The following is a 21,416-nucleotide window of genomic DNA, read 5'->3' on the forward strand; positions in this document are numbered from 1 at the left end:
ATTAATCCGAACTCGAGAGTGTTATGCGTGCATATTTAGACCTACTACAACATATCCTTGATAATGGCGGTGACAAAGGCGACCGTACAGGCACAGGAACCCGTTCTGTATTTGGTCATCAAATGCGTTTTGATCTCTCTAAAGGTTTTCCTTTACTCACCACAAAAAAAGTTCATTTCCGCTCGATTGTGATTGAGTTACTTTGGTTTTTAAAAGGTGACACCAACGTCCAATATCTAAAAGACAATAAAGTTTCAATTTGGGATGAATGGGCAACCGCAGAACAAACTGCTCGCTTTGGACGTCCAGAGCATGAACTTGGACCAGTCTATGGTCATCAATGGCGTAATTTCGGCGCAACCAAAAATGCAGACGGCTCTTATAACCAAGATGGTTTCGACCAGATTAAATGGTTAATTAATGAAATTAAAACCAATCCAAATTCACGCCGTTTAATTGTTTCTGGCTGGAACCCGAATGAAGCTGGACAAGTTGCTTTACCGCCTTGCCATACGCTCTTCCAATTTTTCGTACAAGATAACAAATTGTCATGTCAGCTTTATCAACGTAGTGCCGATGTGTTTTTAGGCGTACCTTTTAATATCGCGAGTTATGCCCTACTCACCCATATGATTGCTCAAGTTTGCGGTTTAGGTGTAGGTGATTTTGTCTGGACTGGTGGTGATACGCATCTTTATGCCAACCATTTTGAACAAGCTAAACTTCAATTGACCCGTGAGCCTTTACCGCTATGCCAATTGAAACTAAATCCAGAAATAACCGATTTATTTGATTTCAAATTTGAAGATATTGAAATTGTAGGTTATGAATCACATCCTGCAATTAAAGCACCAGTTGCAGTATAACGACGGCTTAAATTTCATTAGATTACGGTTTAGAGAATAAGATTATGGCATGGCAAAATATAGAAGTTGTCCACGTTGTGGCAATGGACAAAAATCATTGTATTGGTAAAGGCAATGCGTTGCCATGGCATATTTCTGCCGACTTAAAACACTTTAAAGAAATCACACAAGGTGGCGTGGTCGTGATGGGTCGTAAAACCCTTGAGTCTATGGGCCGTGCTCTACCAAACCGTGTGAACTGGGTAATTACCCGTGATATTAACTGGCAATTTGATGGCGTTAAAGTTGCGTATTCAATTGAAGATGCTTTAAATGCAGCTTTAGAAGATGTAAAGAATACCGAAAAACAAGCTTTGTTCATTATTGGTGGTGGTGAAATCTTTAAGCAAACATTGTCGATTGCAGACCGTCTTGAACTTACTCATGTTGACTTAGATGTGCAAGGTGATGCACATTATCCAACAATACCGAGTGAATTTCATAAAATTGCGAGTGAACAGCAAGTTGATGAAAAATCAGGAACTTCATTCGAGTTTGCGACTTATAAAAAATAATTTTATGGATGCCTATGCACAATATCGGAACACGTGAATTTATTATTGCTCTACTTTTTGGGCTGTTACATAGTCTATTCACGTTGTTTATTGTGTTCTCTAGTATTTGGGTATGCGTAGCGCTCTGGGTCCAACAACCTTTTGGCTGGTTAGGTAGTCGCATACTTATTGGCATCTGGATTGCTTTTGCACTCAGTATGGTTGGCTTATATGTTGAAGGCCATCTTATTAGCCGCCGTACTGATATCCTGATCTACCTTGTTGCTTTTGCTTGTTCACTAGTCTGGTATTTTTCGATTACCGCACGTCAAGATCGTGATTGGAACCCAGAAGTTGCCAATATGCTGAGTTACGAAAAGCACGGCGATGTAGTTACTTTGCACAATGTTCGTAACTTCAACTGGCATCCTGACGGAACTTATGATGTGCGATGGGAAACCCGAACATTTGATCTTAAGCAATTAAATGGCATAAACATCATTGCCTCTTACTGGATGGGACCACAAATTGCTCATACACTGGTAAGCTTCGAATTTAAGAATCAGCAACCTTTAGTCTTCTCAATAGAGATTCGCAAAGAAAAAACTGAAGAGTTTTCGGCAATTGGTGGCTTTTTTAGAAAATATGAACTTAGCTTAATTGCTTCTGATGAAAAAGATATTGTCTATACGCGTAGCAACATCCGTAAAGAGCAAGTTTATAATTTTCCAGTCAATATGCCGCGTAGCGAGCAAAAAGCGCTATTTTTAGAATATCTTAAGAAATCGGATGAGCTACGCAAGAAGCCTGAGTGGTACAACACCCTTACGAGTAACTGTACAACTTTAATTTTTGATATGGTTCAAGCAATTAACCCATATCAGCTTCCCAAAGATTATCGTCTAATCGCTTCGGGTTACTTACCTAATTATTTATATGACCTTAAAGCACTTAATCAAAATATCAGTTTAAAACAGTGGTATCAAATTGCGCATATCAACCCAAGAACTGAAAATTTTGAACAGCTCTCAGATCAGAGTAGTGAACACTTCTCTCAAATCGTTCGACAAGGTTTACCTAAAGCTAAATGAAATAAGTAATGCACTTTTCTTTACTTTTTTATACATGCTTTACTTTGTATTTTAAATACATAAACCCTATTGTAATAGGCAGGAAATAGAGGGAAAAACAATGCAACAGGCATTATTTGGCGGCGGCTGTTTTTGGTGCGTCGAAGCTGTATTTTTACAAATACGCGGTGTAGAAAAAGTAACTAGTGGTTATGCAGGTGGACACACCACTAACCCTACCTACGAGCAAGTATGTCAAGGAGACACCCAGCACGCTGAGGTGATCTTAGTCGACTTTGATGAAGAGCAAGTAACTTACTCCCAGTTACTCGACGTGTTCTTTGCGACTCATGATCCAACGACTTTAAATCGCCAAGGTAATGATATCGGCACACAATACCGCTCTGTTATTTACTATTATAATGAAGAGCAAAAGCAGGCAGCGGAACACACGATTCAGACTCTAAAAAATGACGATCTTGATATTGTGACTGAGCTGTCCCCTGTTCCGACATTCTATCCAGCAGAAGAATATCATCAGAATTACTATGCAAAGAATCCTTCACAAGGTTATTGCAACTTTGCGATTCCACCAAAGCTGCTCAAGCTATATAGTAAATTCCAGCATCTGATGAAAGACCAATAAATCAGAACAATAAAAAAGCAACCAGTTTGGTTGCTTTTTTATTGAGTAAACTAAATTTTAGTTTTCACTTACAAAGGCAATATCGCTCAGTCCGGCTTCACTGGCGCGAGACATTACCTGAGCAACAGTATCGTACTTCGACTCTTTATCAGCACGAAGTTGAACTGTTGGTTTAACATCGCCTTGACCTGCTTCTTGAAAACGTTTTTGAAGCTCATCTAGGCTAATTACTTGAGTATCCCAAGCCACTTCACCATTTGCATTGATACTAATCGTAATTGCTTTTGGTGGTGGATCAATAATTTCAGCAGTTGTTTTAGGAAGCGTTAATGGAATCGATGGGTTGGCAACTGTTGCTGTGACCAAAAAGATGATCATTAACACCAACATAATGTCGATTAGCGGAATGAGATTCATCTCATTCATGCCACTATCGTGGTCTTCACCCAATTGAAAAGCCATTAAGCTTGACCTCCAACGTAACTTTGCTGTGCAGTTTTAACATCAGACTTTACAGTTGAGTCTTGCTGCAACATTGTGTCAATTAACAAGCTGTGCGCTTGATCTTGTAAGTCATGAGCAAGACCACGGTTTGCACGTACACAAATGTTATAAGCTAATACCGCTGGAATCGCAACTGCAAGACCAAGACCAGTCATAATAAGTGCTTCACCTACTGGTGTAGCCACTTGAGCCAAACCTGCTTGTCCGCTTTTACCTACGGCAACCAGCGCATGGAAAATACCCCAAACAGTACCAAACAAACCTACGAATGGTGCAATTGAAGCAATTGTTCCTAAAACAGAAATACCTTTATCAGCATTGGCCTTTTCAGCAGAAATCTGACGAAGTAATGCCTGCTCTGCAACCGCTTTACGCTGTTCAAAACTCAAAGGTTGTAACTTTGCTTTTAACGAAGTGATAGCCTGAGAAAGTTGAGCATAAGCTTGTTGTTTTAGCTGGCGAGTCCCCATCAAACGTAAGATGAAAACTGTCCAGGTAGCAATCGACATTGCCAATAAGATGAAATACAGGGTTTTACTCACTGCATCTGCATGTTGCCAATAGATTGAAAAGTTCATATTGAACTCCTGATTAAGGTTAGCCGTTGGGACTCAAATTCATTTAAGGGGTTAAATCAAAGGGTTGCTCTGCTTTAATTGGATAAGCAACACCATTTTCCATATAAGGTTTAAATTTCGCACCGCGAACAGCACGGACTACTTTGTCATCTAGACTTGAAATACCACTACTTCTAGTCACTCGTACATTAATAATTTTGCCTTTTTCATCGGCTTCAATGAGTACCATGACAGAGCGTGCTTCGCCTTGTAAATCTTTTGAAGAAACTGTTAAACGTGGTGAGCGGCTCCACTGTACACCCGAACCACCAATTGAAACGCGTTTCGGTGATGGATCTGGGGCAGGTTGAGCTTTAGGCGCTTCTTGTACCACTGGTTTTGGTTTTTCAATAACTTTTTCAGTAATAGTTGTCGTTACCACTTTGGTTTCAACTTTAGGTTCTGTCTTTACTGTTTCTTTTGGTGTTTCAGCTTTTTTCACCTGTTGAATTTTTTCCACTTTTTTAGGTGGTGTCACAGGCTTTTCAACAACTTTAACTTCTTTTACCTCTTTTTTAGGTTCCGGCTTTTTAGGCGGTTCCTTTGGCTTAGGAGGTAGTGGTTTTGGTTGCTCTTGAATTTTTACGAAACGTACCTGTAAAGGCTTCTTCTCGATTGGCTTTAATTCAGCAGGCTTAATATGGCTGACCGCCCATAAGACCCCGATATGACCAATTGCAACCGCAATTAGCGCCGTGATGACTTTCTTTTTCATCGGATTGGGAGAGTTTAAGGCTGCGGAAGATTGACTCATAAGAATCTAATTACCTAATGGATGATGATTTCAGATTTCTATTTGTAGAAACGATTTCAAACATCGGATAGAACAATAAAGTGCCACAATAATAAATGAGAAGTGTTTTCATTTGCAACTATTTTTTGAGAAAAACATTTGCTCAATATCACTAATTTGTATCAGTTGAGTGTCTTTGCTTTTGTTTTCTCATAGTTACATGAACGCGTATCTCTTGTTCACAAAGTGTTTAATCTAACTTATATAGTTAGGCTAATTTCACTATGAAGAGATCAAATCTTACCATAAACTCATTCAATATTGTTACGTTATATCATTTCAATATTTTTTTTGATATAAAAAAACACGCATGAAGCGTGCTTTTTTTAAATAAGCGTTATTTAAAAAACAACTGTCTTGTTACCATCAACAATAATACGGTCTTCTAAATGCCATTTTACTGCGCGAGCTAATACATTACGCTCTACATCTTCACCAAGTTCACGTAACTGCTCAACATTATAATCGTGGCTTACACGTTCAACGTCTTGCTCAATAATCGGGCCTTGGTCTAGGTCAGCCGTCACATAGTGAGCTGTCGCACCAATCAACTTCACACCTTTTTCATAAGCTTGCTTATATGGATTAGCACCCACGAAAGCTGGCAAGAAAGAATGGTGGATATTGATAATTTTCATTTCCCATTTCGCAACAAAATCTTCGCTTAAAATCTGCATGTAACGTGCAAGAACTAACAAGTCATTGCCCTGCATCATTTCATCAATTTGTGCATAAGCTTCAGCTTTATTGTCTTTAGTTACTTTAATTACAGTAAATGGAATACCGAAGTTCTCAACAGATTCACGTAAATCTTCGTGGTTAGAAATCACGTGTGTAATTTCACAAGGTAACGACCCACGTGCATGACGCCACAATAACTCAAGTAAAGCATGGTCGACTTTAGAAACTAAAATACCAACCTTTTTAATTTCGTTTACGAAAGCAAGACGCCATTGCATGCCATAACGCTCAGCAACGTTGGCAGCAAATGTTTGAATTAATGCATCTTTGCGTGACTGTAAATGGTCAAGTTCAAACTCAACACGCATGAAATAACGTCCACCCTGAGCTTCCGTCGCATACTGGTCAAGCGCGGTAATGTTTGCACCTTGGTGGTACAAAAAGCTCGATACAGCCTGTACGATCCCAGGCTTGTCTTCACAAGTAATCAGTAAACGGGCTGTATTGGCAGTGGTCATATTCATTTGGTTAATATCACTTAATTGAGTCAAATTTTTAATAAGCCGAGTATTCTAGCGCTCTAAATAGGCAAGTACAACTATTCATCTTTTAACGACGACAAGCTGGCGAATAGATCAGAAGGCCCCAGTGAATCAAGCAACTGCTCGTAAGTTGCTCGACTTTCCCCCATAAGATAAGGACCTTCAAGGAAAACCATTTGACGTAATGCCTGCCAAACCCATTTCTCTTCTAAATGGTTATTGTCACTAATGTGACCAGACATATATAAAAAGTTTGTCCAGTTTGTTAATACAATCCATAAGTTAATAATGAGCGCTTCAATTTCAGATGGCGTCATTTTCATAAGGCCGGCATCGACAAAGGCTTGATAAATCTTTTGCCCCTGTTGCATGACCTGTCCCGCAAAACGAGGATAAATCTTTTTAAAGTCTTCGTTACTTTCAACTAAATGATAGACATCACGATGGATAAAACGGTAACTCCAAAGTTGACCACTTAATACTTGAAAATAGTTGATTTTGTCATTGGTCGTTAATGGTCTGTCTTCAGGTAAAGAAAGCATTTCCAAAGTCTCAACCTGATATTGGTACATTAATTCTTTAATAATTTCATGCTTATTCCGGAAATGGTAATACAAGTTTCCAGGACTAATACCTAGCTCCGCCGCAATATGATTGGTTGTAACCGACCGTTCACCTCGCTCGTTAAAAAGCTGCAAACTGATTTGTAAAATCCGGTCTTTTGTCTTCAGAGCTTTAGGTAGAGACATTTTAATAACCTTTAATAATTCACATGGTTAAGACTTAAACACATAAACCGACTTGACTATTTAGAGTATTTACTCTAAAAAATAAGTATATCAGTATATTTGGTAAGTACCGATGAACAGTCAAACAAAAACAAATCCAGAGACTCAGCTTCCTTATGATGTTAAGCATTTACATGACTTGCTTGAACAACAAAAGCTCGCTTATTTACGTCATCCGGTACCCACTGCTAAAGAGCGTATTGATCGTTTAGCTCGTCTTAAAAGAGTCTTGGTAAAATATCAAGATCAGATTGCCGAAGCAATTAACCTTGATTACGGCAATCGTGCAATTATGGAAACAAAAATTGGTGAACTACTCACGAGTTTGGAACAAATCAAATATTACAGTAAGCATCTGACTGCGTGGATGAAACCTTCAAAACGCCATATCAGTGTATTACATCAGCCAGCAAAAGGTTGGGTACAATATCAGCCTATGGGTGTGATTGGTATTATTACACCATGGAATTACCCATTATTACTTTCGGTTGGACCTCTAATCTGCGCACTAGCTGCAGGCAACCATGCCATGATCAAAATTTCTAGTGCCTCTCCAAATTTTGGACGTGTCCTTGAAAGTGCATTAGCAGAAGCATTCCCACAAGAATTAGTTGCTGTGGTAAATGGTGGTGGCGTTATTTCAGATGCGTTTAGTCATTTGCCTTTTGACAAAATGATTTTCACAGGCTCAACTTCTGTTGGTAAAACAGTGATGGCAGCCGCAGCTCAAAATCTAGTTCCAGTTATTCTTGAGTTGGGCGGAAAATCTCCTGCCTTAGTACACGCATCAATGGACATGAAAGATGTTGCCCAGCGTATTACTGTAGGTAAATTATGGAATGCAGGACAAACTTGTGTTGCGCCAGATCATATTTTCTTACCACGAGGCAAAACTGCTGAGTTCATCGAAAACTTTAAATTGATTGTGGCTGGAATGTATCCTCATTTCCGCAACAACCAAGACTACACCTCTATTATTAATGATAAACAGTACAACCGCATTCAGGGTTATCTTGAAAATGCCCGTGATCAAGGTGCACGTATTGTTGAAATTAATCCGCAAAATGAAATTTTAGATGATGTCCGTAAAATTGCGCCAACTTTAGTCACTGGCGTGACGACCGCAATGGATATTATGCAAAATGAAATCTTCGGGCCTATTCTGCCAATTTTAGAATATGACCAAATAGAAGAAGTCATCGAATTCATTAATAGTCGTCCACGTCCTCTAGCGATGTATTATTTTGATTATGATCAAGCGCGTGCTGACTATATTGCACAGCACACCCATTCAGGGCATTTCGGAATTAACATGGTGATTACCCATGTTGCACAAGATGATTTACCGTTTGGCGGAATTGGTGCATCAGGTATGGGTAAATATCACGGACCAGAGGGCTTTTTTAGCCTTTCTCATGAGCGTTCGGTGATGTCAAATCCAAAACTTTATAGCCTTAAATACATTCTTCCACCGTTCAATAAGCCGATTCATCGTTTCATTTCGAAAACCTTGTTGCGCTAACTGATCAAGGCATGATCTGTTATACTAAATCATGCCTCGTTTTTACCAATTTCGCTTGTCTTTTAATCGTATTTTTGGTATAAAACGCCCCTTGAATGAATTCATCCGTTTACATTTAGTATGACTGGCCACAGATTTGCTGTTGGCTGAATCAATGGAGTTACACCATGTCTAAGGTTTGCCAAGTTACCGGCAAGCGTCCAGTCGTTGGTAACAACGTCTCACACGCCAACAACAAAACCAAGCGCCGGTTCGAGCCGAACCTGCACCACCACCGTTTCTGGTTAGAAAGCGAAAAACGTTTTGTACGTCTTCGTTTAACCACTAAAGGTATGCGTATTATTGACAAATTGGGTATCGAAAAGGTTGTTGCAGACCTTCGTGCTCAAGGTCAAAAGATCTAAGGAGTCTGAGCAATGCGTGATAAGATTCGCCTCGTTTCTTCAGCTGGTACAGGTTACTTCTATACCACGACTAAAAACAAACGTACTATGCCGGAAAAAATGGAAATCAAAAAATTTGATCCAAAAATCCGTCAACACGTGATTTTCAAAGAAGCTAAAATCAAATAATTTTAGCCTCGAAAAAAACGACTTCTTTATGAAGTCGTTTTTTTTTGCATTTTTTTTATACCCACCTTTTTGTTAAACTTTCTCTACATTCCGCCTTGGCATTTTTTATGCTTGTTTTTAGCCTAACTCACGTAAAAGGAGTTTTTAGTGCCGCATGACGTAGATTTAATTATTTTACTTGCTGTTGGTTTCGGCGTTGCCCTCATTTTTGGCTATATTGCAGCCCGATTACGACTCCCCCCTCTTATCGGCTATTTAATTGCCGGAATTATTATTAGCCCAAATACACCGGGTATAGAAGCAGATATCCACCTTGCCAACCAGCTTGCAGAACTCGGGGTCATGTTCCTGATGTTTGGTGTAGGGATGCACTTTTCATTAAAAGACTTATTACTAGTTCGTCGTATTGCCTTGCCTGGCGCAATTTTACAGATCGCTGTTGCAACCTTACTTGGTATTGGCGTTTCAATGCTATGGGGATGGAGTTTCGGGTCTGCACTCGTTTTTGGCTTAAGTCTATCGTGTGCGAGCACGGTTGTATTATTAAAAGCATTAGGAGACCGAGGTCTTTTAGACTCAGTTAACGGCAAAATTGCTGTGGGTTGGCTGTTAGTCGAAGATTTAGTGATGGTACTGGTTTTAGTACTTCTTCCGGCTACAGCTGTTTTACTCGGTGGAAAAGCACCGGCAGGTGCAGACGGTAATATCTGGTTAACCCTTGGGATAACCTTATTAAAGGTGATTGGCTTTATTGCCTTTATGCTTATTGTAGGCAAGCGTGTTGTACCTATTATTATGCAATTCGTTGCTCGTTTAGGGTCACGAGAGCTATTTACACTGACCGTCGTCGCTGCTGCTGTTTCGATTGCTTACGGCTCTTATGCCATCTTTGGGGTTTCAATGGCTTTAGGGGCATTCTTTGCGGGTATGGTCGTTAAAGAATCAGACTTTAGCCATCGTGCAGAAGAAGAGACTCTCCCACTACGTGAAATTTTCTCGATTTTATTTTTCGTTTCTGTGGGTATGCTGTTTGATCCACATATTCTTGTGGAGAGTCCGCTACATATTTTAGCTGTTATCGCGATTATTATGGTGGGTAAGACTCTTGCTGCAATGGCACTGGTTTTATTCTTCCGCTATCCAATCAATACAGCTTTAACAGTCGGGGCAAGCCTTGCACAGATTGGTGAATTTTCATTTATTTTGGCGACCTTGGGTGTTTCTTTAGGCCTATTAAGCTTAGAAGCTCAGAATTTAATTCTAGCGGGCGCTTTATTTTCAATTACGCTTAACTCTTTCATCTTCTCAGCGATTGAACCTGTACAACGTTGGATTCGTGAGCGCTCTCACTTAGCTCGACTGCTTGAACGTAGTGGTGACCCATTAGCAATGTTACCCGATGAAGTTGATCAAGCTTACTTACGTGATCAGGTTGTGATTGTGGGATATGGCGGTGTGGGAAGACGTATTACTGAAAATTTAATTAATGAGAATATTAAAGTCGTTATTGCAGAAGAGAATCGTGAAATCGTAGAAAAACTACGTAATGCAAATATTGCTGCTGTGAGTGGTGTTGCTACTGAACCGAGTGTTTTAATTCAAGCACATATCATGCATGCACGACTCTTAGTAATCTCACCTATGGATATTTTAGATATTCACCGTATTGTGGCGATTGCCAAGCAATTAAACCCACAAATTCAGGTATTAATTTGCGCGGAAAGCAAAGAAGAGGCGGCGGTTATCCGTGACGAAAATATTGGAGAGGTGTTCTATGCAAAAGAAGAAATGGCAAAGAATATGAGCCACCACATCTTAAATCAGATCGAGCTTGCTCATCAGTCAACAGTTCATTAACTCCATATAAAAAGCGTACTCAAGAGTACGCTTTTTTTAACTCAAGAATTTAGGCTGTTCGTCTAATACCTCAGCCTGCCACTCGTTTACCTGCTTTTCCAGCAGTCCAAACAATGCAGCCTGAATCATATGCTGAGCAACAACTGGAGTCTGCTCACCCAAGATTGCTTTGACTTCATCGCTAAATTGAATTTTAACCAAGGGTTCATTCTCAGAACCTGCATTACGCAAGGCGAGTTCACCACCTTCGAGTTGAACTAATTCCAACACTGCTTCTTGATTTCCAAATAACTCTTTCAATTGCTGTATAGACATATACTTCCTCCATGTTTCAACATGGTGGCAAAGCACCCTTGCACTTTGCATCTCTTGTCTTATTTATATAGGCACACCTAGTCTAAATTTCAAGCATCTAGGCAGTTTAATTTTAGAACTCGACCATTTCGTTACGAAAACCATCAATTAAATGACTTAATTCTCGATGCCATTCACGCAAGATTTTAACATCTGGCAACCAAGACTGAGGCCCTTGTGTCACTTTAATAATGAGGTTAGAAGAAGTCTCTTCTTCCGGAGTCGGTTCTTTTGGTTCTGGGGCGTATTGGCACATACGATAAGCTCGTTTTAACTCTGCAACAAAACCATCTTTTGCCAATTGCTGCAAAACGGATACTTCAGGAGAAACCTGCCCTTTTGCCGCCATATGTTCCTCTATAGATTTTAAGGTGGGTTGCAAATCATTTAAACGGTAATAACGTACTAATTCTTGTAAGAACGCTAACATTGCGCCATGTAAATGAAATACAGCTGCTTCACGGTAAGCTTGTACCTGCTGCACATGATCGGTCTGCTCTGCCTGTTGACACGCTAGACGTGCAAAATAGAGCTTCTGATTGGTACGATCGGCATGATAACGAGCAACACGTGACATAACTAAACTTTCCTGTTCTAAAATCGCCATTGCAATAGCTATTCTTAGCTTAACGACTCCATTGATAAAATCAACGTTATTTATGGTAAATCCAGCTCAACTTGATAAATTTTACGTTTAGCTAAAATTTTCACTGGCTGTTTTATAGGACGGACATTACTTAAGATCCAAGCAAAATAGCCTTCACTCCAAGCAGATGCACAGGCTAAATTGACTTCTTCATTTCGCCAAGCATGAACAGAGTCGACATCAACTAAAGCGACAGCAACCCCTTCCTCTTCATCAGTATCTTTAACCAGAAAGTTCTGGTTTTCGACAATTAATAGATCCTTCACTGGTAACTGCGTAGGCACCCATGAACGCACTTCAAGTGTTTTGATACCTTCAGCAATACGAATACCATTGGGCGTTACAATCGAGAGAGCTAAAAATTGTCTTTTCATCAGGAAAACTTATTCTTCGGCTGCTTTAACTCGAATTCCATAGCCTTTAACTTTAAGCGTATTTAAGCCTTTAATTGCCTTAATCGCTTCACGTGGATTCGGCATTTCAACAAAACCAAAGCCTTTCGATTTACCTGTGTCTTTATCAGTCACAAGAACACATGTATCAACTTTACCATATGCCTTAAACAACTCTAAAACTTCAGCTTCACTTACAGCACGATCTAAATTACGAACTAATATTTTCATTTTCTAACCTTAATTGGCAATAAAAGGGAGGGCCAATATACATTTAAGTAATCACAGCGTCTTATACAGTAGTTTAGTCCAGATCGATACCAAAACCTAAATTTACTGCAGGAGATCTGTTCCATTGTTTTTTAGTAAATTGCTGAGGTACTTGCCTATGAATTTTTGCTTGAACCAAGTGTGCAGGCAGATCATTTAAGAAATAACTCTCAACTTTACGACCTTGCTCATCATAAGTGTCTTGCGACCACGTATTAAGATTTTGCTTCGTCAAGATTAATTCATTTTCAGCACGCGTTAAGGCAACATATAGCACACGGCGTTCTTCCTCAACATCATCAAAATCACCCTGAGCCCTTGCATAAGGATATTGATTTGGCGATACGTGAGGTACATAACAAACTTTCTGTTCGGCACCCTTAGCTGAATGAATCGTAATTAAAGTTACCAAATCTTGATCAGCAGCTTTTTCAATTTCAGAAACTGAAATTGGCTCAAGTACATATTCCTCAAGGAATTCACCTAACGACGCATGCTTTCGTGCAAGTTGCTTAACCAAATCAAAGTCTTTTAAACGACGCGACCAATCTTTAGTTTTATAATTTTGCTCTAGCTGTTCACCTAAAGCATCGAGAGCCAAGCCAATACTTGCCTCGACATGCTGCTGTAATACATCTAACTGTTTTAAAATTAAAATCGCTTGTAGTGGTACCTTGCCATGGCGTTCAAGTCGCTGACAGCGCTCCTCGACATCAACAATTCCCATCAACTCTTGGGCTAACTTACTCGCTCCAACATCGCCAATCCCATCCCACAAGGTTAAAAAACGCATCCAAGCCAAATCATCGTGAGGGTTACTCACAATACGTAACAGGCTCAGTACATCTTTTACATGAGCCGACTCAAGAAGCTTTACCCCACCAATAAAACGATAAGGTATTTCAGCAGCAATAAAAGCCCCTTCTAGATATCGGGCACTATAGCCAGAACGGACTAACACCATGTGGTCATGCCAGTTTGCACCTTGCTGATGCCGCGTTATTAAATCTTGTGCAATCCAGTTTGCTTCTTCAAATTCATTGCCAAACAAATGTAGCTGTGGCTTTTGCCCTTGGCCACGATGCGCTTGTAGCTGTTTTTGATAATCAATTGGGCTATGTTCCAACAACCAATTTGATAAATCTAGAATTTCTTGGGTCGAGCGATAATTTAAAGCCAGTGTAAGTACTTCTGCATCGGGTATTCGTTCTTTAAAAGAGTGAATATTTTCAAAGTCTGCACCACGAAAGCCATAAATGGACTGCGCATCATCACCCACGCAAAATAACTTCACTTTACCAATTAAGGGCTGCAATAAAGCCCATTGCAAAGGGTTTGTATCTTGCATTTCATCAACTAGCAATGCCTGACAAAAGCCTGCCACCCAATTGGTCAACGCTTCTGAGTTTTGTAAATGAACAGCCACAATCGACAAGATATCGTCGTAATCTAAAAAATTACGCTCTCTTTTACGTTGCTCATAAGTTTTCATCAACTCAGCAATTTGTGCCTTGTGCTCATATGCTTCTGGAAGTTGCTTAAGCAGTGCTTCAGAAAGCTTGGTTTGAGTATTTCTTGCATAGGAATATAAATCACACAGCTCTGCCGCTTTAGGTAAAACATTATCTTTGTCTTTACCTCTTAATAAACGGAACATCAGTAACTGATCATCGCGATCAATAATACTAAATTGATTTAAGCCAAAAGCTTGTGGATTACGGCGCAGTAAATACATACAAAAAGTATGAAAAGTCGAAGCTCTTAGGCCCTTTGCCTGTGCTCCTACATGCTGCTCTACTCTTGCAACAATCTCACTCGCAGCACGTCGAGTAAAAGTTAAAATCTGGATTTGATTCGCTGGTAAGCCTTGATCAATTAAATAGGCGGCACGTGCAACAATTGTCTTTGTCTTGCCACAACCAGCACCCGCCAAAACTAAACAGTTCTGCGCAGATGTCGTGGCTGCTTTTTTTTGCTGAGCATTTAGTTCATTAATTAATTTTGCAAGACTCATAACACATATCGCTAAAACACCAAGACATAGTTTAACAGACCCAACCATAGATGCGTCTGCCCGTCCTAAAAACAAAAAGAGCACCTAAAGTGCTCTTTGATTCAATATTCTTATTTAAGATACTGTTTTTGAACTAGATGGTAGATGCTTAATCGCAGAAGCCAAACCTAGAAAATTAATTCCTTGAAATAGGATATCAATAGCAAGGAACATTCCTAACACCCAAAAAGGTGAATCTTTAGAAACCAAAATTAAAATACCTGTAGCGAGTGTTAATAATCCGGAAAATAAAGTCCAGCCCCAGCCCGTAATTGGCTTAAGTAAAATCGCGTTTATTGTACGTATAGTCCCAGCGATGATAAGTGCAATCGATAGTAAGCTTGTTAAAACTACCGCTGTTTTTACAGGAGTAGAAAAAGCGTAATAACCCGCTATTAAATAAAGTACACCAAACAGTGCCCATAACCATCGGCTTGCGCCTTTAAAAACACTAATAGCCGCAACAAGATGTAAAACACCTCCGACCATCATGAGTATTCCAAATAAAAAAACGACAGAAAAGGTCGCAAATGGTAATGAACTAAACAAAATCAGACCGAAGCCAATAAGCACAAAGCCTAATATCAAATACCACTTACGATCAGCATGTAACTGATTGCGCACCAAATCATTACCGACAGTTTTCATCATGGCCACTCTTATTATCAGGTATTAGAATTTCATCTACCTAATAATAGTGATCCACTTCACATTTTTTGTCTGTATAAAATCTGCATCGTTTCTTATCAATTAATGTGGATAAAGCAGTATTTATCCACAATTTTATTTCACCCAACCAATTTCTTGAGCTGTAGGTAAACCTATTATCGTTTCATGTAAACCATTCGGCATTTTACTGCTCTGCTCAGATAATGGTGTTCGACCACCCATGATTTCAGCGTCAGTTTGCGGATATAAAGGCACTTTTTCAGGGTGCGCGTAACCTAGAGGATAAAGCGGTTGACCAGTTTTTAAATCATATTTGTCTTGTGCCCCAAAGCCATGTAATAGCTCATGAACAATCACAACCTGATTTTGGGAAGCTTGTGTTTTAGTCGCAAATAAATTCACACTACCAATACGACCTTTTTCCAAAGCAGTCGAATGGATCAAAACTTTTTGATAATTGGGATCATAATAATTTAAATAGAGTTTAAGTGATGCCCCATTGTCTTCAGATTGTTGATGGCGCCATGCATAAAAACGGAACTTTAAACTCCACCACATCACATGAAAGATATTGGCATTTTGAGGAACCTCAGGAGGTCGTTGCTGTAATGGCTGACCTAAACGAATTACAAAGTTTCCTGATTGACCACGATAGTGTTGCGACCATTCTCCCAAATAATTTCTTATTCTCTCAAAATCAGTGTATTTTAACTGATGGATATAGCTCTGCGTTGTCTGCAAACCATCTGCATTAATAGGATGTAAAACGACAACAATAGGTTGATTCCAGTCTTGGTTTTGATCTCGCCATGCCTGAACAGCAACAATCAATAAAATAATTAACAAACATAAAACTCGAATGTTTTTCCACATTCTTTTTCCCCATACATTTAAAAATTTTCTTTTATTGTTTTAGATATAAAAAATGCTAGCTGAGCTAGCATTTTTTATTGTGGACTTAATTAGCCCTCAACCCATTTACCATTTTGATAAATTAGGTTCCATTTGGTTTGTTTACCTTCTGGAGTTTCCGAGCCTACATATTGTGATTGATTCTTACGACTGAATTTCACAACTGTCGGATTACCTTCAGGGTCTACGTCTGGTGCTTGTAAAATAAATTGATATTTAGGATCAAGCTGAGCGGCAACACTACGCAATTCCGCAACTTTTGGCGCACGTGTTTCACGAATTTTCGGGAATTTACTTGCAGCCAAGAATAAACCAGCAGCACCATCACGCAACACGAAATAATCATCATGCTTTGTTGAGCGCAAATGTTCCATCTTGATCGGTTCTACACGTGGAGGTGCAGGCTGACCACTTTTCAAGACTTTACGAGTATTGTCACAGCTTGTACAAGCGAAATACGGACCAAAACGACCAGTCTTAAGCTGCATTTCACCATCACATTTATCACACGGAATGGTTGGGCCATCGTAGCCTTTAATCTTGAACTCACCTTCTTCAAGCTCAAAACCATCACAGTCAGGGTTGTTACCACATACGTGCAGTTTACGACCACCATCAATCACATAGCTGTCCATGGCTGTGCCACATTTCGCACAACGATGTTTTGACATCAAGTCTGCGGTTTCAGCACCATCATCATCAGAAAGAGCAGCTAAGGACTCAACTGGCGTTAAGTTCAAGGTTCCTTTACAGCGTTCTTTAGGCGGTAAGTTATATCCAGAACAACCTAAAAATACGCCTGTTGTACCTGTACGAATCTGCATTGGACGTGAACATTCAGGACAATGTACCGCTGGCACTTCAACCGGCTGGTTGCGGCGCATGCCGTGCTCGCCTTGAGCATTGGTAAGACGTTTCTTAAAGTCACCATAGAAAGTATCAAGTAACTCTTTCCAGTTACGCTCGCCTGTTGCAACTTTATCGAGCTGCCCTTCTAGGTCTGCTGTAAAGGCATAGTTCATCAAGTTATTGAAACTTTCATCAAGTCGATCTGTCACGATTTCACCCATTTTTTCGGCGAAAAGACGACGGTTTTCCAACTTAACGTAGCCACGTTCTTGAATTGTAGAAATAATCGCTGCATAAGTCGAAGGACGACCAATACTACGTTTTTCGAGTTCTTTAACCAAAGAAGCTTCAGTAAAACGTGCAGGTGGTTTAGTAAAGTGCTGACTGGGGTCTAACTTCTCTAATTTTAAAATTTCACCTACTTTAATTGCAGGCAAAATAATATCGTCATCAGACTTGTTAGCACCACGCACTCGTGTAAAACCATCAAATACAAGCGTACGGCCTTTTGCCTTCAATTCAACATTTGCAGCTTCAACCGTTAAAGTTGAAGATAAATATTCTGCTGGAGTCATTTGACATGCAACAAACTGACGCCAGATCAAATCATATAAACGCTGAGCATCACGCTCTACACCCGCAAGTTGATCACCTGTAAGTGCAACATTTGAAGGACGAATCGCTTCATGGGCTTCTTGAGCACCCGCTTTGTTACCATAGCGGTTTGGCTTCGCCGGTAAATATTTCTCACCAAATTGGCTTTCAATATGAGCACGTACCATGCTTACTGCATCATCACTCAAGAACGTTGAGTCAGTACGCATATAGGTAATAAAACCTGCTTCATATAGACGCTGTGCCAGCATCATGGTTTTCTTTACAGAAAAACCTAAACGTGTACTTGCAGCTTGTTGCAGCGTTGAAGTGATATACGGTGCACTTGGATTTACCTTAGTCGGTTTATCTTCACGCTGTGCAACTTTATATTCAGCACCTTTTAAAACATCCAATAAAGCATCAGTTTCAGCTTTATTTTTCAGTTTAAGGGTTTTACCAGCTTGCTTAACTGCTTCAAGACGAATGTCATCTTTCTTGGCTTGCGTGTCTGCAAAAACTTGCCAGTATTCTTCCGGAATAAAAGCACGAATTTCTCTTTCACGCTCTACAACCAGTTTCACCGCTACAGACTGTACACGACCTGCCGATAAACCACGGGCAATCTTTTCCCACAGCAATGGTGAAACCATAAAGCCAACAACACGGTCTAAGAAACGGCGTGCTTGCTGAGCATTAACTCGGTTTAAATCTAGGCGCGTAGGTTGTTTAAATGCTTCTTGAATGGCATTTTTAGTAATTTCGTTAAATACCACGCGATGATAACGGCTGTCATCACCACCAATAACTTCTCTTAGGTGCCAAGCAATGGCTTCCCCTTCTCTATCCAAGTCCGTTGCGAGATAGATTGCATCGGCATCTTTGGCGAGTTTTTTTAGTTCAGCAACAACATTTTCCTTACCTGGCAGAACTTCGTAATGAGCTTCCCAACCATGTTCAGGATCAACCCCCATACGATTAACTAAAGCCTGACTGGCTTTTTGTTCTTTTTCTGCTTCAGTGAGTTTCGTCCGCGCAGCCGGCTTTTTCTCAGTTGATTTACTGCCACCTGTTGGCAAATCACGCACGTGACCTACAGAAGACTTTACAATGTATTGCGAACCCAGATATTTATTGATGGTTTTCGCTTTGGCAGGCGACTCCACAATCACTAAGGCACGTTTATGTGCAGCAGGTGCAGTAGATGCTGTGCTTTGAGATGCAGAGCGCGAGGTATTCGCCATATAAAATGTTATTCCTATACCAATAAATTTAAAAATCAGGCTTTAGCCAAGTTCAACAGATAAGCCTTCATCTCATCTAATTGTGTTGCTCTCAGGTCTGATTCCTCATCCCAATAAAGCCCTACACAGTTTGCCTGCATATCAATAGCATAAATCCCTTTTAATGCAATGGGAGAATCATTAAATTTCTCATCACCCTGAACCACTTTTAATTTGCCGTCTACAACACGAGCACGCATTAAAGATAAACGGGCATCGGGAATCAATACACTATAATAAGCAACCATGCTGGCACGCTTTTCAGTCGCCATTGGGACATGTGTCCATTCAGGTGCAACGATTACACGTGGGTGTAAACCCATTTTACGAGCTTTATCACGCATAATACCAAGTGCCTTTTCACGTGGGCTCACTCTTAAACCAAAAATGGAGCCTAGTACGAAAAGAACAATGATAACGGTAACCCAAATTCCCATATTGTCCATAGCAAAACCTATTAATCTCTTTTATTAGAGTTGCATAAGCTGACCAGAAAACGCAAGTTTCATCATAAAAATAATGCCCGATACAGGGGCACGCTTCAAAATAGTCAGATTTCACAGTGCAAATTGCGATGAGCTGACACAAATATCATTAAGGATTCAGATGGCCATTAACAAGTGTCAGCTTTCCAAACTGGTCAATATGAGCATCCCCCCACTGTTTTAAAGCAAACAGAATTTTTTCAAGACTTTGCCCCAAATCAGTCAGGCAGTATTCTACTTTAGGTGGTACCTGAGGATAGACTTCCCGATGAATAATTCCATCTTGTTCCAATTCACGTAGCTGATTTGTCAGCATTCTTTGGGTAATACTCGGAACACGCTTTCGAATTTCGTTAAACCTCAAGGTGCCTTCATTAAATAAATGCCAAAGAATGACGCATTTCCATTTTCCATCAATCAAGCTAATCGCTGCCTCCACTGAACATCCCGGAGAACAATCAAAACTTGAATGTCGTACTTTTGCCATTTTACAGTATCCTTTTTGACACTATGAGCGTTATTTGTCTGTAGTCACTTATTTTAAGCTTACGTTATGATCAAACTCTCAACAAGAGGAATGATAATTATGAAAGCTGTGGCATATCAAAAAGCGGGGCCTATTACATCGCCAGAAGCACTCGTCGATATTGAACTCGATGCCCCTATTGCTGAAGGACACGATTTACTTGTTCGTGTACAAGCTGTTTCAGTAAATCCGGTAGATACTAAAATTCGAAAGAATGTAAGCCCTGAGAATAATCAGTGGAAAACTCTTGGCTGGGATGCAGTAGGTGTAGTTGAAGCGATTGGAGATAAAGTTACTCAATTTAAGATTGGCGATATTGTTTGGTATGCAGGTGCTCTTAATCGTCAAGGTAGTAATAGCGAATTACAATTGGTTGATGAACGCATTGTTGGCCATAAACCAAAAACTTTAGAAGTAACCCAGGCGGCAGCTCTCCCTTTAACTGCAATCACGGCTTGGGAGATGTTATTTGATCGCCTGCAAGTTCCAAAGAAAGCGCCAGAAAGCACAACAATATTAGTGATTGGTGGAGCTGGCGGTGTTGGCTCAATCACCATTCAACTTCTTAAACAGCTGACAAACCTAATAATTATTGCAACAGCTTCACGAGCAGAAACTCAAGACTGGGTTAAGCAACTTGGAGCAGATTATGTGTTAGATCACCGTCAACCCTTAGCAGCCCAAATCAAGCAATTAGGTTTAACTGCACCTTTATATGTGTTCTCAACCACTCAAACAGATCAGCATTTAGCAGATATTGTCGAGTTGATTGCACCACAAGGCCGTTTTGGGCTTATTGATGATCCTGAACAGTTAGATATCAAACCGTTTAAAACCAAGTCTGTATCTGTGCATTGGGAATTTATGTTTACACGTTCAATGTTCCAGACCGAAGATATGGCAAAACAAAGTGAACTATTAAATGAAGTCAGTCAGCTGGTTGATGAAGGGAAAATCAAAACGACTGTAACGGAAGTTATAAGTCCAATTAATGCTGAAAATTTAAAACGAGTTCATCAGCAAATTGAAAGTGGCACAACAAAAGGTAAGATCGTCTTACAAGGTTTTTAAGCAAAATTAGAAAATATCTCCAAATAAAAAGGCAAGTATTGAACTTGCCTTTTTATTAATAGTGGGGAGGTTTATTCGTTAATGGATCGAAAGGTGCAATGCCTTCTGATAAATCCGACGATTCCACACGTTGATAAAGAAATTGCATTTGTTTTTTCAAATCAGCTATTTCTTGAGTTTGAATAGCGAGTTGTTGATTTAATTGTTCAACTAAATCATCCAAAAATGTAATTCGCACTTGCAAATCTTCAATGGGTGCGGAAAATGACGCTTGATCATCATGATATGGTGGTTTAGTCATTTAAATCCTCATTTGAGATT

The 21,416-nt window shown here is 39.8% G+C and carries 25 protein-coding genes; 9 read left to right on the forward strand and 16 right to left on the reverse strand.

Annotated features, from left to right (window positions below; all coding sequences use genetic code 11):
- Window positions 1-23: 23 nt before the first annotated feature.
- The 4 genes from thyA (at window position 24) to msrA (ending at window position 3,115) form a co-directional block, all read left to right on the forward strand.
- Window positions 24-866 (forward strand): thymidylate synthase, encoded by an 843-nt coding sequence (thyA, locus tag KTJ10_RS08640; RefSeq protein WP_017482022.1) that lies wholly within the window; start codon window positions 24-26, stop codon window positions 864-866.
- 44 nt (window positions 867-910) lie between these two features.
- Entirely contained in the window at window positions 911-1,420 is a 510-nt protein-coding gene (locus KTJ10_RS08645) for a dihydrofolate reductase (RefSeq protein WP_262441798.1), read from the forward strand.
- Between the two features lie 14 nt (window positions 1,421-1,434).
- A complete protein-coding gene (locus KTJ10_RS08650) occupies window positions 1,435-2,490 on the forward strand; it encodes a DUF4105 domain-containing protein (protein WP_262441799.1) in 1,056 nt (351 codons plus the stop codon).
- 100 nt (window positions 2,491-2,590) lie between these two features.
- On the forward strand, window positions 2,591-3,115 hold the full coding sequence (gene msrA, locus KTJ10_RS08655) for a peptide-methionine (S)-S-oxide reductase MsrA (protein WP_004794799.1): 525 nt from the start codon (window positions 2,591-2,593) through the stop codon (window positions 3,113-3,115).
- Window positions 3,116-3,172: 57 nt separating this feature from the next.
- Here msrA and KTJ10_RS08660 read toward each other — a convergent pair whose 3' ends face one another.
- The 5 genes from KTJ10_RS08660 to KTJ10_RS08680 form a co-directional block, all read right to left on the reverse strand.
- On the reverse strand, window positions 3,173-3,577 hold the full coding sequence (locus KTJ10_RS08660; protein ID WP_000885432.1) for an ExbD/TolR family protein: 405 nt from the start codon (window positions 3,575-3,577) through the stop codon (window positions 3,173-3,175).
- On the reverse strand, window positions 3,577-4,197 hold the full coding sequence (locus KTJ10_RS08665) for a MotA/TolQ/ExbB proton channel family protein (RefSeq protein ID WP_001011664.1): 621 nt from the start codon (window positions 4,195-4,197) through the stop codon (window positions 3,577-3,579). Before KTJ10_RS08665 ends, KTJ10_RS08660 begins: the two co-directional genes overlap by 1 nt.
- A gap of 43 nt (window positions 4,198-4,240) precedes the next feature.
- On the reverse strand, window positions 4,241-4,990 hold the full coding sequence (locus KTJ10_RS08670) for an energy transducer TonB (RefSeq protein ID WP_213688911.1): 750 nt from the start codon (window positions 4,988-4,990) through the stop codon (window positions 4,241-4,243).
- A 380-nt stretch (window positions 4,991-5,370) separates the two neighbouring features.
- A complete protein-coding gene (gene purU, locus KTJ10_RS08675) occupies window positions 5,371-6,234 on the reverse strand; it encodes a formyltetrahydrofolate deformylase (protein WP_005066088.1) in 864 nt (287 codons plus the stop codon).
- A 74-nt stretch (window positions 6,235-6,308) separates the two neighbouring features.
- Complete coding sequence (locus tag KTJ10_RS08680; RefSeq protein ID WP_002114968.1) at window positions 6,309-7,001, reverse strand: TetR/AcrR family transcriptional regulator; 693 nt, start codon at window positions 6,999-7,001, stop codon at window positions 6,309-6,311.
- A 112-nt stretch (window positions 7,002-7,113) separates the two neighbouring features.
- Here KTJ10_RS08680 and KTJ10_RS08685 point away from each other — a divergent pair, with 112 nt between their 5' ends.
- From KTJ10_RS08685 to KTJ10_RS08700, 4 genes are all read left to right on the forward strand, one after another.
- Entirely contained in the window at window positions 7,114-8,562 is a 1,449-nt protein-coding gene (locus KTJ10_RS08685; RefSeq protein WP_262441800.1) for a coniferyl aldehyde dehydrogenase, read from the forward strand.
- A 167-nt stretch (window positions 8,563-8,729) separates the two neighbouring features.
- Window positions 8,730-8,966: a 50S ribosomal protein L28 gene (gene rpmB / locus KTJ10_RS08690; protein ID WP_000048256.1), complete on the forward strand. Its 237-nt coding sequence runs from the start codon at window positions 8,730-8,732 to the stop codon at window positions 8,964-8,966.
- Between the two features lie 12 nt (window positions 8,967-8,978).
- A complete protein-coding gene (gene rpmG, locus KTJ10_RS08695; RefSeq protein ID WP_001205031.1) occupies window positions 8,979-9,134 on the forward strand; it encodes a 50S ribosomal protein L33 in 156 nt (51 codons plus the stop codon).
- Window positions 9,135-9,281: 147 nt separating this feature from the next.
- Window positions 9,282-10,991 carry a cation:proton antiporter gene (locus KTJ10_RS08700; RefSeq protein ID WP_005079171.1) on the forward strand — a complete coding sequence of 570 codons (1,710 nt, stop codon included), beginning with the start codon at window positions 9,282-9,284 and terminating at the stop codon, window positions 10,989-10,991.
- 36 nt (window positions 10,992-11,027) lie between these two features.
- On the opposite strand, the gene KTJ10_RS08705 is transcribed toward KTJ10_RS08700, so the two are convergent.
- The 10 genes from KTJ10_RS08705 to KTJ10_RS08750 all read right to left on the reverse strand — a co-directional run bounded on the left by KTJ10_RS08705 (window position 11,028) and on the right by KTJ10_RS08750 (window position 19,985).
- Window positions 11,028-11,306 (reverse strand): hypothetical protein, encoded by a 279-nt coding sequence (locus tag KTJ10_RS08705; RefSeq protein WP_002114792.1) that lies wholly within the window; start codon window positions 11,304-11,306, stop codon window positions 11,028-11,030.
- A 112-nt stretch (window positions 11,307-11,418) separates the two neighbouring features.
- Entirely contained in the window at window positions 11,419-11,922 is a 504-nt protein-coding gene (locus KTJ10_RS08710; protein WP_005066079.1) for a DUF6586 family protein, read from the reverse strand.
- Between the two features lie 80 nt (window positions 11,923-12,002).
- Entirely contained in the window at window positions 12,003-12,365 is a 363-nt protein-coding gene (locus KTJ10_RS08715) for an ASCH domain-containing protein (RefSeq protein WP_199977413.1), read from the reverse strand.
- Window positions 12,366-12,374: 9 nt separating this feature from the next.
- On the reverse strand, window positions 12,375-12,614 hold the full coding sequence (locus tag KTJ10_RS08720) for an RNA recognition motif domain-containing protein (RefSeq protein ID WP_002115113.1): 240 nt from the start codon (window positions 12,612-12,614) through the stop codon (window positions 12,375-12,377).
- 73 nt (window positions 12,615-12,687) lie between these two features.
- Entirely contained in the window at window positions 12,688-14,667 is a 1,980-nt protein-coding gene (locus KTJ10_RS08725) for an ATP-dependent helicase (protein ID WP_199977410.1), read from the reverse strand.
- A 114-nt stretch (window positions 14,668-14,781) separates the two neighbouring features.
- Complete coding sequence (locus KTJ10_RS08730; protein WP_170247622.1) at window positions 14,782-15,363, reverse strand: HdeD family acid-resistance protein; 582 nt, start codon at window positions 15,361-15,363, stop codon at window positions 14,782-14,784.
- Between the two features lie 126 nt (window positions 15,364-15,489).
- Window positions 15,490-16,248 carry a hypothetical protein gene (locus KTJ10_RS08735; protein ID WP_005066068.1) on the reverse strand — a complete coding sequence of 253 codons (759 nt, stop codon included), beginning with the start codon at window positions 16,246-16,248 and terminating at the stop codon, window positions 15,490-15,492.
- Between the two features lie 89 nt (window positions 16,249-16,337).
- Window positions 16,338-18,974, reverse strand: a complete 2,637-nt coding sequence (gene topA, locus KTJ10_RS08740) for a type I DNA topoisomerase (RefSeq protein ID WP_005066066.1) — start codon at window positions 18,972-18,974, stop codon at window positions 16,338-16,340.
- A 35-nt stretch (window positions 18,975-19,009) separates the two neighbouring features.
- Complete coding sequence (locus KTJ10_RS08745; RefSeq protein WP_002114763.1) at window positions 19,010-19,459, reverse strand: hypothetical protein; 450 nt, start codon at window positions 19,457-19,459, stop codon at window positions 19,010-19,012.
- A gap of 148 nt (window positions 19,460-19,607) precedes the next feature.
- Window positions 19,608-19,985, reverse strand: a complete 378-nt coding sequence (locus tag KTJ10_RS08750; RefSeq protein WP_262441804.1) for a winged helix-turn-helix transcriptional regulator — start codon at window positions 19,983-19,985, stop codon at window positions 19,608-19,610.
- Between the two features lie 99 nt (window positions 19,986-20,084).
- Here KTJ10_RS08750 and KTJ10_RS08755 point away from each other — a divergent pair, with 99 nt between their 5' ends.
- Complete coding sequence (locus KTJ10_RS08755) at window positions 20,085-21,095, forward strand: zinc-binding alcohol dehydrogenase family protein (protein ID WP_262441805.1); 1,011 nt, start codon at window positions 20,085-20,087, stop codon at window positions 21,093-21,095.
- A gap of 55 nt (window positions 21,096-21,150) precedes the next feature.
- On the opposite strand, the gene KTJ10_RS08760 is transcribed toward KTJ10_RS08755, so the two are convergent.
- The gene (locus tag KTJ10_RS08760) at window positions 21,151-21,396 is read right to left on the reverse strand and encodes a SlyX family protein (protein ID WP_002115104.1); all 246 of its coding nucleotides are present in this window, start codon (window positions 21,394-21,396) and stop codon (window positions 21,151-21,153) included.
- Window positions 21,397-21,416: the final 20 nt, after the last annotated feature.

Origin of the sequence: Acinetobacter sp. WU_MDCI_Abxc222, assembly GCF_025514755.1 — a bacterium.
Classification (GTDB): Bacteria; Pseudomonadota; Gammaproteobacteria; order Pseudomonadales; family Moraxellaceae; genus Acinetobacter; species Acinetobacter geminorum.